Source organism: Luteimonas notoginsengisoli, from assembly GCF_042648885.1.
Classification (GTDB): Bacteria; Pseudomonadota; Gammaproteobacteria; order Xanthomonadales; family Xanthomonadaceae; genus Luteimonas; species Luteimonas notoginsengisoli.
The window spans coordinates 853869-868136 of sequence record NZ_JBHRYF010000001.1 but is presented as its reverse complement, the minus strand read 5'-3'; the positions used below and the strand labels follow the sequence as shown (position 1 = coordinate 868136).

General features: G+C 68.9%; 13 protein-coding genes. 9 read left to right on the top strand and 4 right to left on the bottom strand.

Going from position 1 to position 14268, the window contains the following annotated elements; all coding sequences use genetic code 11:
* The first annotated feature begins 92 nt into the window (after positions 1–92).
* Together ACFOM9_RS04035 and yeiP are read left to right on the top strand one after the other, a co-directional pair.
* Positions 93–863, top strand: coding sequence for an SDR family NAD(P)-dependent oxidoreductase (locus ACFOM9_RS04035; protein ID WP_386706396.1), 771 nt, complete (start codon positions 93–95; stop codon positions 861–863).
* A 152-nt stretch (positions 864–1015) separates the two neighbouring features.
* Entirely contained in the window at positions 1016–1582 is a 567-nt protein-coding gene (gene yeiP, locus ACFOM9_RS04030; RefSeq protein ID WP_386706394.1) for an elongation factor P-like protein YeiP, read from the top strand.
* A gap of 100 nt (positions 1583–1682) precedes the next feature.
* On the opposite strand, the gene ACFOM9_RS04025 is transcribed toward yeiP, so the two are convergent.
* Positions 1683–3071, bottom strand: a complete 1389-nt coding sequence (locus ACFOM9_RS04025) for an FAD-binding oxidoreductase (protein ID WP_386706392.1) — start codon at positions 3069–3071, stop codon at positions 1683–1685.
* A gap of 313 nt (positions 3072–3384) precedes the next feature.
* On the opposite strand from ACFOM9_RS04025, the gene serA reads away from it, so the two are divergent.
* Positions 3385–4620 (top strand): phosphoglycerate dehydrogenase, encoded by a 1236-nt coding sequence (gene serA / locus ACFOM9_RS04020; RefSeq protein WP_386706390.1) that lies wholly within the window; start codon positions 3385–3387, stop codon positions 4618–4620.
* A gap of 266 nt (positions 4621–4886) precedes the next feature.
* Here the strand turns inward: serA and ACFOM9_RS04015 are convergent, their stop codons facing one another.
* The gene (locus ACFOM9_RS04015) at positions 4887–5480 is read right to left on the bottom strand and encodes an NUDIX hydrolase (protein ID WP_386706389.1); all 594 of its coding nucleotides are present in this window, start codon (positions 5478–5480) and stop codon (positions 4887–4889) included.
* 137 nt (positions 5481–5617) lie between these two features.
* Here ACFOM9_RS04015 and ACFOM9_RS04010 point away from each other — a divergent pair, with 137 nt between their 5' ends.
* The 6 genes from ACFOM9_RS04010 to ACFOM9_RS03985 all read left to right on the top strand — a co-directional run bounded on the left by ACFOM9_RS04010 (position 5618) and on the right by ACFOM9_RS03985 (position 11872).
* On the top strand, positions 5618–7156 hold the full coding sequence (locus ACFOM9_RS04010) for an amino acid permease (protein WP_386706387.1): 1539 nt from the start codon (positions 5618–5620) through the stop codon (positions 7154–7156).
* A 121-nt stretch (positions 7157–7277) separates the two neighbouring features.
* Positions 7278–8576, top strand: coding sequence for an amino acid permease (locus ACFOM9_RS04005; RefSeq protein WP_386706385.1), 1299 nt, complete (start codon positions 7278–7280; stop codon positions 8574–8576).
* Positions 8577–8649: 73 nt separating this feature from the next.
* Entirely contained in the window at positions 8650–9291 is a 642-nt protein-coding gene (locus ACFOM9_RS04000) for a methylthioribulose 1-phosphate dehydratase (RefSeq protein WP_386706383.1), read from the top strand.
* A 179-nt stretch (positions 9292–9470) separates the two neighbouring features.
* Complete coding sequence (locus ACFOM9_RS03995) at positions 9471–10019, top strand: 1,2-dihydroxy-3-keto-5-methylthiopentene dioxygenase (protein WP_386706381.1); 549 nt, start codon at positions 9471–9473, stop codon at positions 10017–10019.
* A gap of 210 nt (positions 10020–10229) precedes the next feature.
* A complete protein-coding gene (mtnC, locus tag ACFOM9_RS03990) occupies positions 10230–10931 on the top strand; it encodes an acireductone synthase (protein WP_386706379.1) in 702 nt (233 codons plus the stop codon).
* Positions 10928–11872 carry a C13 family peptidase gene (locus ACFOM9_RS03985; protein ID WP_386706377.1) on the top strand — a complete coding sequence of 315 codons (945 nt, stop codon included), beginning with the start codon at positions 10928–10930 and terminating at the stop codon, positions 11870–11872. Before mtnC ends, ACFOM9_RS03985 begins: the two co-directional genes overlap by 4 nt.
* Positions 11873–11977: 105 nt before the next feature.
* Here ACFOM9_RS03985 and ACFOM9_RS03980 read toward each other — a convergent pair whose 3' ends face one another.
* Both ACFOM9_RS03980 and ACFOM9_RS03975 read right to left on the bottom strand, forming a co-directional pair.
* The gene (locus ACFOM9_RS03980; protein WP_386706375.1) at positions 11978–12562 is read right to left on the bottom strand and encodes a YdeI/OmpD-associated family protein; all 585 of its coding nucleotides are present in this window, start codon (positions 12560–12562) and stop codon (positions 11978–11980) included.
* Between the two features lie 5 nt (positions 12563–12567).
* Complete coding sequence (locus ACFOM9_RS03975; protein ID WP_386706373.1) at positions 12568–14154, bottom strand: calcineurin-like phosphoesterase C-terminal domain-containing protein; 1587 nt, start codon at positions 14152–14154, stop codon at positions 12568–12570.
* Positions 14155–14268: the final 114 nt, after the last annotated feature.

Here is a 14268-nt window from a genome sequence, read left to right as displayed (position 1 = left end):
GGCCGCTGCCTCGGGGGAACCGGGACGCGACGAGGCCCCGGCCCGCGGCCATCACGGTTAAAATCGCCGCTTTCCGCTTTCCCGGATCCCGCATGCAGCCCGACTCCATCCGCGCCGTCGTCACCGGCGGCGTCTCCGGCCTGGGCCTGGCCGTGGCCACGCGCATCGTCGCCGACGGCGGCAAGGTCGCCCTGTTCGACGTCAACGACGACAAGGCCGCGACCGCGGTCGCAGCGCTGGGCGACGCCAAGGCGCGCTACTTCCGCACCGACGTCACCGACGAGGACGGCGTGGTCGCCAACGTCACCGCGGCGAAGGCTTTCCTGGGCGGCCTCAATGCCACGATCAACTGCGCCGGCATCCTCGGCGCCGGTCGCGTGCTCGGCCGCGAGGCGCCGATGGCGCTGAAGAATTTCTCGGCCACGGTCATGGTCAACCTGGTCGGCAGCTTCAACGTCGCCAAGGCCGCGGCCGCGCAGATGCAGCACAACGAGGCAGGCGAGGACGGCGAGCGCGGCGCGATCGTGAACACCGCCTCGGTGGCCGCGTACGAAGGCCAGATCGGCCAGGCCGCCTATTCCGCGTCCAAGGGCGGCGTGGTCGGCATGACCCTGCCGATGGCGCGCGAGCTCGCCCGCTTCGGCATCCGCGTCAACACTGTCGCCCCCGGCATCTTCTGGACGCCGATGGTCGACGGGATGCCGGACGAGGTGCAGCAGTCGCTGTCGGCTTCGATCCCCTTCCCGTCGCGTCTGGGCAGGCCGGAGGAGTTCGCCGACCTGGTCGCCTACATCCTCGGCAACCGCTACCTCAACGGCGAGACCATCCGCCTCGACGGCGCGGTGCGGCTGGCGCCGAAGTAACTGGAATCCGCGCGCGCGATCGGGAGTTCGCATGGGCGAGTCCCGTCGAAGTCGCGATCCGCCGCAGCGAGATGACAGATGCCGGCCTGCCCGGATCCAAAGCCCTCGATCCGCACGAACCCATCCCATTACCCATCGCCAACAATCAGCCAATGAAAGCCTACGACGTCAAGAAAGGAAACGTGGTCGAGCACAACGGTACCGTGTACCAGGTGCGCGACATCGAGCGCAGCTCGCCGCAGGGTCGCGGCGGCAACGTCAAGTTCCGCTTCACCATGTATTCGGTGCCCGGCGGCAACAAGTTCGACCTCAGCCTTGGCGGCGACGACGAACTCAAGGAAGTCGAGCTTTCGCGCCGGCAGGTGACCTTCTCGTACAAGGACGGCGACGCGTTCGTGTTCATGGATGACGAGGACTACACGCCCTACACCCTCGACGCAAACATCGTCGGCGACGACGCGGGCTATATCAGCGACGGCCTGGCCGAATGCTACGTGCAGATCATCGACGAGCAGCCGGTGGCGCTGCAGCTGCCGCAGAGCGTGGCCCTGGAAGTGGTCGAGACGCCGCCGGAGCTCAAGGGCGGCACCGCGACCAAGCGGCCGAAGCCGGCGAAGCTCAGCACCGGGATCGAGATCCAGGTGCCCGAGTACATCGGCAACGGCGAGCGGGTGTGGGTCAATACCAGCACCGGCGAATTCGGCGGTCGCGCCGACTGAGGCTCGAACGTTCTGTAGGAGCGGCTTCCGCCGCGAGCTCTTCCTCGACCCCTGAGCATCTGCGAAAAGCTCGCGGCTGAAGCCGCTCCTACCAAAGCCCTCAGGGATCGAACAGCTTTCCCGGATTCATGATGCCGTACGGATCGAGCACCCGACGGATGCCGCGCATCACCTCGATCTCCGCCGCGCTGCGGGTCGAAGGCAGATAGGCCTTCTTCACCAGTCCGATGCCGTGTTCGGCCGAAATGCTGCCGCCGTGGCGCTGCAGCGTCTGCGCAAGGATCCTGGTCACCTGCTCGCACTGGGCGACGAACTGGGCGTCGTCCATGCCATCGGGTCGAAGCACGTTGATGTGCAGGTTGCCGTCGCCGATGTGGCCGAACCAGACCACGTCGAACTGTGGATACCCCTGCGCCAGCAGCGCCTGCGCCTCGGCCAGGAACGCCGGCATCGCCGACACCCGCACCGACACGTCGTTCTTGTACGGCACGTGTCGCGCCAGGCTCTCGGTGATGCCCTCGCGCAGGCGCCACAGCTGCGCGGCCTGCGCCTCGCCCTGGGCGATGACGCCGTCGCTGACCCAGCCTTGCCCCATGCAGTGCTCGAACGCCGCCAGCATCGCGGCTTCGTCGCCCTCGCCTTCCATCGCGAGTTCGGCGACCACGTAATACGGGTGCACCTGGTCGAACGGCGCCTGCCCGCCGTGCGCCAGCACGTGATGCAGCGCGCGGTCGGTGAAGAACTCGAAGGCCTCCAGCCGCAGGCGGTCGCGCAGCTGGGCGAACACCTGCATCAGCACGTCGAACGAGGGCAGCGCCAGCAGCATCACCTGGGTCGGCGGCGGCGGGTCGGCCAGTTTCAGCGTGGCCTCCACGACCACGCCCAGCGTGCCTTCCGAACCGATGGCGAGGTGGCGCAGGTCGTAGCCGCTGGAGTTCTTGACCAGGCCGCGGCCGAGGTCGAGCAGCTCGCCGCTGCCGGCCACCAGCTTCAGCCCGGTGACCCACTCACGCGTGTTGCCGTAGCGGAGCACCCGGATGCCGCCGGCATTGGTAGCGATGTTGCCGCCGATGCTGCAGGAGCCGCGCGCGGCGAAGTCGACCGGATAGGCCAGCCCGTGTTCCGCGGCGGCCTCGTGCACGGCCTGCAGGGTGATGCCAGGCTCCACCGTCAGCGTGCGGTCGACGGGGTCGAAGCCGAGCACCCGGTTCATCCGCGACAGGCTCAGCACCAGTTCGCCGTTGGCGGCCACCGCGCCGCCCGACAATCCGGTGCGCCCGCCCGAGGGCACGATCGCGACCTGATGCGCGCCGGCCCAGCGGACCACCGCCTGCGCCTCGCCTGCGTTCGCAGGCAGCGCGATCGCAAGCGGCGCCGGCGTCCAGCGCCGGGTCCAGTCGCGACCGTAGTATTCGAGCTCGGCGGGGGCGGTTTCCAGCCGCAGGCCGGGGATGCGTCGGTGCAGGTCGTCGAGGCGTGGATTGATCATCAGGGACGGCCCTCGGGCGCGGATGGCTAGGAGGATTCGCTGGCAGCCGACGCGCACCGCCTTCGACCCGCCGCTCTGGCGAACGGGGAGGCGCAGCATGACAGCGAAGCTGGCCGACCCGATGATGTCCGCGTAAGTCGGTGAGCCACCGGCAATGTCGCGGTTTCCGCTTCCGCGGGAATGAGCGCAAGAAGGCGGCCACGCATCGCAGTGTCGCAGCCTGCCAGCCCGACCGCATCTCCGTCCAGTGCGGCAATGCAGCAGAAGGCTCCGGTTACTGGCAAACTGATTTCATCCTCCCCTCCCGCCGCCGATGACCAAGACCTCGTACCCCAAGCAGGACATCCGCGTCCTGCTGCTCGAAGGCGTCAGCCAGACCGCCGTCGACACGTTCCGCGCCGCCGGCTACACCAACATCGACCTGCACGCCAAGTCGCTGCCCGAAGACGAGCTGCGCCGGCGCATCGCGGAAGCGCATTTCGTCGGCATCCGCTCGCGCACCCAGCTGACGGCCGAGGTGCTGGCGGACGCGCGGCGGCTGCTGGCGATCGGATGCTTCTGCATCGGCACCAACCAGGTCGACACCGACGCCGCCCAGCTGGCCGGCATTCCGGTGTTCAACGCGCCCTACTCCAACACCCGCAGCGTCGCCGAGCTGGTGCTCGCACAGGCGATCATGCTGCTGCGCGGCGTGCCGCAGAAGAACGCGCAGTGCCATCGCGGCGGCTGGTCGAAGTCGGCCGCCGGCAGCCACGAGGCGCGCGGCAAGACCATCGGCATCGTCGGCTACGGCCACATCGGCACCCAGGTCGGCGTGCTGTCCGAGGCGCTGGGGATGCAGGTGCTGTTCCACGACATCGAGACCAAGCTTTCGCTGGGCAACGCGCGGCCGGCGATTGATCTCGACGACCTGCTCGCGCGCAGCGACGTGGTCACCCTGCACGTGCCGGAAACGCCGGCGACGAAGATGATGTACGGCGCCGCGCAGATTGCGCGGATGCGCCCGGGTTCGCACCTGATCAACGCCTCGCGCGGCAGCGTGGTCGACATCGACGCGCTGGCGGCCGCGCTGCGTTCCGGGCACCTCGCGGGCGCGGCGGTGGACGTGTTCCCGAGCGAACCCAAGGGCAACGACGACCCTTTCGAATCGCCGCTGCTCGGCCTGGACAACGTCATCCTGACCCCGCACGTCGGCGGCAGCACGCTCGAGGCGCAGGACAACATCGGGGTCGAGGTCGCGGCCAAGCTGGTGCGCTACAGCGACAACGGCAGCACCCTGTCGGCGGTGAACTTCCCCGAAGTCACCCTGCCCGGCCACGCCGGCAGCCGGCGCCTGCTGCATATCCACCGCAACGTGCCGGGCGTGCTGTCGCAAGTCAACGACGTCTTCGGCAGCCACGGGATCAACATCGACGGCCAGTACCTGCGCACCGATGCGAAGGTCGGCTACGTGGTGATCGACGTGGATGCGGACGAGCGCCAGGCGTTTGAACTGCGGGCGGCGCTGGCGGAGATCCCGGGCACGCTGCGCGCGCGGGTGCTGTACTGAAGCGGGGCGGGATTGATTCCCTGGCGGCGTGCTGGCCAGTGCTCTGGCGAGAACCATGGATCCCGGCTGATTTGCCTGCCCGCAGGCGCGTCGCATGGCGATCGGCATCCCGGCAACACCGCGGAGGAGACGATCCTGTAGGAGCGGCTTCAGCCGCGAGCTGCCTGGATGTGCAACGCCGCGTTGATTTCGCGAAACGGCTCGCGCCTGAAGCCGCTCCTGCAAAGGCAGGGTGCTTTCGGCACGGGACAGGGCAGCGCCCCGCCTTACGGGCCGGCTGGTCGATCGAGCCACTTCGCGGCCATGCGCCGCAGCGATGCGTCCGCCGTTTCGTCCACCGCGAGCGATTCGATGTCACGCCATGCCAGCGCGTGCGATTCGTCGCTGACGACGAAGTCTTCGTCGTCGCCGGCTTGCACGATGTAGCGCACGTCGTAGTGCCAGTGGGCAGGCACGTCCTTGTGTTCGGGGATCCGGTGGCGGTCGAGATCGAAGATGCCTTCCACGACCTGCAGGCCGGACAGGCCCGACTCTTCTTCCGCCTCGCGCAGCGCCGTGCGCGCAAGGTCGCGGTCGCCATCGGCGTGGCCGCCCAGCTGCAGCCACATGCCGAGCTTGCGATGGTGGGTCAGCAGGATGTTCCTGCCACTGCGGTCGACCAGCCAGGCCGATGCGGTGAAGTGGCCAGCGATCCGCTCGCGTGCGAACGGGTCGGCACGATCGGCGAGCAGCGCCAGGAAATCCTCGACGCGCAGGGCCTCGGCAGGCCAACGACGGGCATAGTCACGCAGCGCCGCCCGCAACTGCGGATCGGGCGACGCGGCGATGTTGCGGTGCGGCACGCTGTTCTCGCTCTCCATCGGCCAATTCTAGCGATGAGGCAGCGGGCGATGGCGCTTGTGCGCGCGGTGCCACGGCGGTTATGGTCGCCGGGTTCCGGCCGCACAGCGGCCGGTGTGCCATCCATCCGACAGCATCCACCCCGGGGAGCCACTCCATGCTTTTTTGGCGCGTCAAGCCGCTCGACAAGATTCTTGAAACCGCCGGCAAGAAGGCGCTGACAAGGCAACTCGGAGCGTTCCAGCTGACTATGTTGGGCATCGGTGCGGTCATCGGCACCGGCATCTTCGTGCTGACCGCCGAGGCCGGGCAGAAGGCCGGACCGGCCATGATGGTCTCGTTCGTGATCGCCGCCGTCGTCTGCGGCCTGGCTGCGCTCGCGTACTCGGAACTGGCCGCGATGGTGCCGGTGTCGGGCTCGGCTTACACCTACACCTACGGCGTGCTGGGCGAAGCGCTCGCCTGGGTTGTCGGATGGGCGCTGGTGCTCGAATACGCGGTGGCCGCAGGCGCAGTGTCGGTGGGCTGGTCGGGATACATGAATGGCTTGCTGACCAGTGTCGGCGTCGACTTGCCCAGGGCATTGAAAACAGGCCCGATCGACGGCGGCAGCTTCAATCTGCTCGCATTCCTGATCGCGCTGCTGGTGACGGTCCTGCTGGTGGTCGGCACCTCGAAATCCGCCAAGGTCAATGCGGTGCTGGTCTCGATCAAGGTGGCAGCGCTGGTGATCTTCATCGCGATCGCGGTCCCGGCTGCGCAGGCTCCCAACTTCGAACCGTTCCTTCCGACCGGCTGGGGCAGTCCGCTGGGCGGCATCGGCGTGCTGGGCGCCGCGGCGTCGATCTTCTTCGCCTATGTCGGGTTCGACGCGGTGTCCACCGCGGCGGAGGAAACCAAGAATCCCAACCGCAACATCCCGATCGGCCTGATCGGTTCGCTCGCGGTGTGCACGGTGTTCTACCTGCTGGTGAGCTATGGCGCGGTCGGCTCGATGGGGGCGCAACCGATGTTCGACGCGGCCGGCGTCGCCATCCACCCGGGCACTCCGGCGATGGCCGAAGCCTGTGCCAACAGCCAGGCGCTGGTCTGCAGCCGCGAGCCGCTGGCCCACGTGATGCGCATGCTCGGGTTTGCCAACGTCGGCAACGCGATCGGCCTGGCGGCCGCACTCGCCCTGCCCTCGGTGATCCTGATGATGATGTTCGGGCAGACCCGCATCTTCTTCACGATGTCTCGCGATGGCCTGCTGCCCGAAGCGCTGTCCCGGATCCACCCCCGCTTCCACACCCCGCACGTGGTGACGCTGCTCACGGGCCTGTTCGTCTCGCTGTTCGCCGCGCTGTTCCCGGTGGGCATCCTGGCGGACATCTCCAATTCGGGCACGCTGTTCGCGTTCATGGCCGTGGCCGCGGGCGTGCTGATCCTGCGCAAGCGCGAACCCAACCGGCACCGGCCGTTCCGCACGCCGTTCGCGTGGATCGTCTGCCCCGCCGCGATCGCGGGATGCCTGCTGCTGTTCCTCAACCTGTCCGGCTATACGCTGTCGATGTTCTTCGGCTGGGCGGTCCTGGGCATCATCATCTACCGGCTGTACGGGTACCGGCACAGCGAGCTCGCACGCGATATCCGCGATGCCAAGGCCGGAGAGATCCCGCCGCCGGAACCGCCGTTCCACGAAGGCCCGCAGGCCTGACGCGGCCGCTCCGGGGAACCGGCCCGGAGCGCAGTGAACCACGACGGCGCGGGCAACCGCGCCGTCTTTCCTTGACCGAATCGTCAACCTCCGGCCCGCCCGCGGGCCACTGGACCACGCGATGACCACCGCCTCCGCCCGCAAGATCGGCCCCGTGCTCGCGACCTTCGTGGTCGCCAACAACATGATCGGATCGGGATTCTTCCTGCTTCCGGCGACCCTTGCGAAATCCGGCGGCGTCACCGCCATCGCCTGGCTGCTGGGCACCGTGCTGGCGGTGGTGCTGGGCGGCGCGTTCGCGCGACTGGCGCGCGAATATCCGCACATGCAGTCGCCCGACGACTATGTCCGGCCCGCGCTGGGGCGCGACATGGGCTTTCTCGCCACCACGCTGTACTGGCTGTCGTCGTGGATGGGCAACAACGCGATCGCGGTGGCGGCGTTCGGCTACCTGGTCCTGCTGCTGCCGATCGGTGACAGCCAGACCGTCCGCCTGTTCGGGCAGATCGGCCTGATCTGGCTGATGTTCGCCCTCAACCTGCTCGGCCCGCGCTCGATCGCCAGGTTCCAGTCGTTCTGCGTGGTGTTTGGCCTGCTGCCCGTCGTCGCGGTGCTGACCGCCGGCTGGGCCAGCTTCGACCCCGCGCTGTACCGCTCGGCGTGGAATGTCACCGAGCAGTCCGACGTGTCGGTCGTGTTCAGTTCGCTGGCGCCGATCTTCTGGGCCTTCGTCGGCCTGGAAACCGGGGCGATGGTGGCGGGCGTGGTCGAAGACCCTGACCGCAACGTGCCGCGCGCGACGCTGGGCGGGATCGCGATCGCCGGGCTGGTGTACCTGGTGTCGTCGGTGTTGATGATGGGCATCGTGCCCGCCGCGGAAATGGCCGCCTCCGGCGCCCCGTTCGCGCTGGTCGCCGGAAAGATGTTCGGCGCCTGGGCGATCCCGATCATCGCCGCGGCCGCTGCGCTCAAGGCCACCGGCACGCTCGGGGGCTGGATGCTGGTGACGGGGGAATCCGGCGCCCGTGCCGCCCAGCGCGGCATGCTGCCCTCGCTGTTCGGCCGCCTGCGGAGCAACGGCTCCGCCGGCTGGGGCCTGCTGGTCATCGCGGCATCCATGACCGTGCTCGCGTTCGTGAGCTCTTCGGACACGGTCGCCAACCAGTTCGAGTTCCTGATCGGCATCGTCGTGATCCTGGTGGTGATGGCCTACATCGCCGCCGGACTCAGCCTGCTGCTCGGCACCCGGGCGAAGCCCTCCGGGACCCGCGAACGCATGCTCGGCATGGGCGCACTGATCGCCTGCGGCCTGCTCGTGTATTCCACCCCGGTCGACACCCTGGTCGGCGCGATGATCGTGGTGCTGCTGGCATGGGCGGCCTGGCGCGGCTTCGGCCGCCGGCGCGAAGCCCGGGCGTGATCCCGGGGGCCGGCCCCGCGGGCGCTTCCGGGGGGAGCCCGGGCAGGCACTGTCCGCGCGCTAGAATTGCGCGATGACCGACGCCCTGCCCTACGACACCCATCGCCTGTGCGAACTGGCCGGCGAGATCATCGTCAACGTCCGCGAACTGTCCGCGCTCGGCTGGACGCCGGCGACCAGCAGCAACTTCTCCCGCCGCCTGGACGACCGCCATGCGGCGATCACCGTCTCCGGACGCGACAAGGGCAAGCTGCGCGAGGCCGACATCATGGTGGTCGATTTCGACGGCCGCGCCGTGGGCAGCGACCACCGCCCGTCCGCCGAAACCCTGCTGCACACGCAGCTGTACCGCCGTTTCCCCGGGATCGGCTGCGTGCTGCATACCCATTCGCAGGTGCAGACCGTGGCCTCGAGGCTGTATGCCGGCGCCGGCCATGTGCACCTGGAAGGCTACGAACTGCTCAAGGCCTTCAGCGGCAACACCACGCACGAGACCGAGCTCGACCTGCCGGTCCTGCCCAACACCCAGGACATGCCGTCGCTGGCGGCGCAGGTCGACGCGCTGCTCGATCGCGGCGACATGTGGGGCTACCTGATCGATGGCCACGGCCTGTACGCATGGGGTCGCGACATGGCCGATGCGCGGCGCCACCTGGAGGCGTTCGAATTCCTGCTCGGCTGCGAGCTGGAACTGCGCAAGCTCGGCTGCGCATAGCGGAGCTGGCGTCGCACGCGCTTGCAACTCCCTGGGCGTGCCTCCCCCTGGATCGACGCGAATGCTTGTTCCGGACCGCTCCGGGGCTTCCCGCGCGACGCGCACCACTGCGTTTCGGCCGCGTCCGTGCCGGCGCAGGCAAGGCTTGGTAGGCTGATGGCCCCATCCGAGCCGCCGCCATGAGCCGTCTTCGCATTTTCGCCGACAACGCGCCCGACACTCCTGCATTCGACAGCCGTGACGGCGAGGCGATCGCCCGCGAACTGCGCGCGATCGGCGTCACCTTCGAACGCTGGCGGGCCACGCAGCCGATCGCGCCGGGCGCCAGCCCCGAAGACGTCATGGCCGCCTACCGCGCCGACATCGACCGCCTCGTCGCCGAGCGCGGCTTCAAGAGCGTGGACGTGGTGAGCATCGCGCCCGACAACCCCAAGCGCGACGAGATGCGCGCGAAGTTCCTCGAGGAACATTTCCACAAGGAAGACGAGGTGCGCTTCTTCGTCGCCGGCTCCGGCCTGTTCACCCTGCACGTCGGCGACCGGGTCTACGAGATCGAGTGCGTGCAGGACGACCTCATCGCGGTGCCCGACGGCACCACGCACTGGTTCGACATGGGCCCGGAGCCGAACTTCGTGGCGATCCGCTTCTTCACCGAGCCCGATGGCTGGGTCGGGCATTTCACCGGCACCGACATCGCGCAGCGTTTCCCGCGTTACGAGAAGTCGTGATTGGTGGTTGGTGATTCGTCATTGGTGATTCGCAAAGACGCTGGAACCGCCCACCAATCACGAATCACGAATCGTGAATCACGCATCACGCCTCTGACCGACCGACCCGACTCCCTGTAGGAGCGGCTTCAGCCGCGAGTTTTCAATCTCCCCTCGCAGCCAGAAGAGCTCGCGGCTGAAGCCGCTCCTACAAGAGCATCAAGGCATCCCATGAAGCCAGTCATCCTCACCGACATCGAAGGCACCACCAGCAGCATCTCCTTCGTCAAGGACGTGCTGTTTCCCTATGCCCGCCGGGCGCTGCCCGGCTTCGTCCGCGCGCGCGGCAACGAGCCGGAGGTGCGCCACTGGCTGGACCAGGTGGCGATGGAAAACGGCGGCATGTGCCAGGACGCGATGGTCGTCGAGACCCTGCAGGGCTGGATCGACCAGGACCGCAAGCACACCGCGCTCAAGGCGCTGCAGGGCATGGTGTGGGACGCGGGCTACCGCAGCGGCGACTTCACCGCGCCGGTCTATCCCGACGCGGTCGAGGCGCTGCGGCGGTGGGACGAGGCCGGCCATGTGCTCGCCGTGTATTCCTCCGGCTCGGTGCCGGCGCAACGGCTGCTGTTCGGCAACTCCGACGCCGGCGACCTGCTGCCGCTGTTCGACGCGTTCTTCGACACCGCCGTGGGCCACAAGCGCGAAGCCGACAGCTACCGTGGCATCGCGCGCTCGCTGGGGCGCGAGCCGGGCGAGGTGCTGTTCCTGTCGGACGTGGTCGAAGAGCTCGACGCCGCGCGCGATGCCGGCATGCGCACCGTGCTCGTCGACCGCCGCGAGGACTATCCGCAACCGCGCACCGGCGCCGCGACCAACGGCCACGTGCGGGTGGAGCGCTTCACCGACATCGATCCCGCCGCGCCATGATCCGTCGGCGCCGATCCGGCGTCGCCGCGGTCCTGTTCGGGATCGCCGCGCTGTTGCTGCTGCCGGCATGCGCCGAAGACGAGAGCGTGGGGGCCCGCGACCGGCGCCTGATCGCCGGGGACATCGCGGCGCTGGCGCCGCAGCGTCCTGGCCAGGTGGACCTGTATGTCGTCGGCTTCGCCGGCGACAGCACCGAGAACGTGTTCCGCAATGAAGTCGCCTACCTCGACGAACTGATGTCGCGGCGATTCGGCGCGCAGGATCGGGTGGTCACCCTGGTCAACCACCTCGACAGCCTGACCACCGCCCCGCGTCCGCTCGCCACCCTGCAGAACCTGCGCATCGCGCTGGCCGGCGTTGGCGAGGTGATGGACCGCGACGAGGACGTGCTGCTGCTCTATCTCACCCTGCACGGCACCGAAGATCACGAGCTCGCCGTGCAGCTGCCGCCGGTGCTGGAGCAATGGATCACGCCGCGCGAGTTGCGCAAGGCGCTGGACGATGCCGGCATCCGCAACCGGGTGGTGGCGATCTCGGCCTGCTACTCGGGCGGCTTCATCCCCGCCCTGCGCGAGCCGCGCACGCTGGTGGTCACCGCCGCGCGGGCCGACCGCGCCTCCTTCGGCTGCGGCAGCGAATCGGACGCCACCTATTTCGGCCGGGCGTGGCTGGTGGACGGGCTCAACCGCAGCAACAGCTTCGCCGGCGCCTACGACATCGCCCGCGGCGAGATCTCTCGATGGGAACGCGAGGACGGCGAGACGCCTTCGCTGCCGCAGATCGACGTGGGCGACGAGATCGCGCACCGGCTGGGACTGTGGCGATCGCAATTCGTGCCCGGGCCGGTCGTTCCCTACCCCTATGACGACAACACGGCGCCCGCCGATGCCGGGTCGCGTCTGCTTGAACCCGCCGCTACGGCGGATCCGCCCGTACGATGATGCCGCCACGCTGACCGAGGCCAGCGCTTCTCGTCGAAGCGACTGCCCCGAACGCGGATGGTTTTCCGCCCGCAAGCTGGCGGGAGAACGATTGCTACCAGCGGATCAACCGTGGATCTTCTCGCCCTTGGCCAGCATCGCCACGAGCTTGGCGACGCGGGCCGCGCGCGTTTCCGGCTTCTTCGCGGTCTGCACGCGCCAGCACACGGCGTAGCGGTTGGTCTTGTCCAGCGCATTGAAGAACGCGCGCGCCTTGCGGTTCTTCGCCAGTGCCGCCGTGAGTTCTTCCGGCTCCGTCATGCTGGCCGCGCCGGCATATGCGGCCTCCCAGCGTCCATCCGCTTTCGCGGCCTCGACCTCGCGCCAGCCACCTGGCTGCATGCGGCCCGCCGCCGCCAGCCGCTCGACGTGGCCGATGTTGATCTTCGACCACAGGCTGCCCGGCCGGCGCGGCGTGAACCGTTGCAGGAAAAACACCTCGTCGAAGCTGCGCTTCTGGCCGTCGATCCAGCCGTGGCAAAGCGCAACGTCGAGCGCCTCCGCATAGCTCACCGAGTTCGCGCCGGCGTTCTTTTTCGCGATCTTCAGCCATGCGCCGCGGCCATCGCCGCACGCCACCAGCCATTTCTCCCAGCTCGCGGCGTCGCGGAAGTGCCTGGGCTGCAGGTCGATGGGCAACGGATCGGCCATGGACGCTACTCCGCAGCGTCCTGCAGACGATACCGCGTCGCGGCGCGCTGCTCGCCTTGCCAGGCATCGAACGCACGGACTTCGACGTGGTGCTCGCCGACGCCCAGGCCGGTCGGCAGCGCGCCGCGCCACAGGTGCGCGGACGGCTTGGCCTCCGGCGAGCGGTCGTAGCCGCGCAGCGCATCGGCGAGGTCGTCGCGGACGTTCTCCGCCAGTAGCCGCGGATCGGCCGCTGCCACCTTCGCCATCGCCTTCCACTCGCCATCGTCGACCCGGAATTCCACGCGCGTGTCGTCGCCGCCCATGAACACGTTGGCGTACACCCCCCACGCCGGATACGCACCGGCGCGCAGCACCTTCGGCGCGTGCAGCGCCATCGCCCCGGTGAAAGCCGAATCGCCTCCGCGCAATCGCGCCGGGTGCCAGGCCAGCGCATAGCGTCCGCCATCGAAGACCTTCAGCGTCGCATGTCCGTTCGGCGTGCCGTCGGCCATGGTCGCATCGGGAATGCCGGCCGCGTCCTTGACCCCGGACCAGAACGCGCCGCAGTTGGCGCCGACGTTGTACTCGTGCAGCGGCTGCGCGCCGTGCCAGCCGGTGCCTGCGTCGTGATACCAGTGCTGCTGGGTGTGGTTGTGGGCGCTGAGCACCAGCACGTGCGGGAAGTCGCGCAGCAACGCGAACAGCCGCTCGCGATCGGCGTCGCGGAAGGTGTCGCGGCCCGCGGCCTCGAACAGCGGGATGTGCATGCCGAGCACCAGCAGCCGATCGGTCGGCAGCGTCGGCAGGTAGGCCTCGAGGAAGGCGAACTGGTCGTCGCGGAAGCCGCCGGTGTAGCCAGGCTTCGACCCGGGCTGGTGGATCACGTCGTCAAGCATCACGAACGTTGCGCGCGCTTCTTCCCAGGCGTAGGTGTCGGGGCCGAAGTGGCTGCGGAAGGTCTGCAACGCACCGGCATCGTCGCGCGCGTCCCGGTCGATGTCGTGGTTGCCGGCCACGTGCAGCCACGGCACGCCAAGCGATGCGGTGACCGCGTTGATCGCCGGATACAGCGACAGGTCGTCGTCGACGATGTCGCCCAGGCTCAGGCCCAGCGTGGCGCGCGTCCTGTCCAGCAGCGGCGCGACGATGTCGCGGCGGTAGTAGTCGATGTCGGCAGGCGATTTTGGCTGCGGGTCGGCGAACACCAGCACTTCGAGCTCCGCGCCAGGTGTCGGCGCACGCCGCAGCGGGAAATCGACGCGATCGCTTGGCTGGCCTGCCGGCAAGCCGCCATGGCGCAGGGTCGAGGGTTCGCCTGGCGACTGCTGGTGCCAGAACGCGGGCAGCCCCTCCGCGCCCGCGGGGACCTGCCAGCCGTCCGGCTTGACCACGAATACGATCTGGCCGGCCGCTATCGGCAAGGTGTACCGGCCTTGCCCGTCGCTGCGCACGACCGCACGGCCGTTCGACACCGCGACGCCTGCGACGCCGGCCTCGCCGACGTCCTGTACGCCGTTGCCGTTGCCGTCGTCGAACACCACGCCGCCCTGCGCCTGCGCGAGCGCTGCGCCGCAGGCCAGCCAGAGTACCGCCGCGAGTCCACGCCGCATCGCAGCTCTCCCTCTGCCGAATCGGCCGCCATTATGCCGTCCCGAGACGGTCGGCCCGCCCGAAACGTCGCCGCGCCGGCACCCCGCGCTGACGTAGAATGCCGGCAGGGCCGC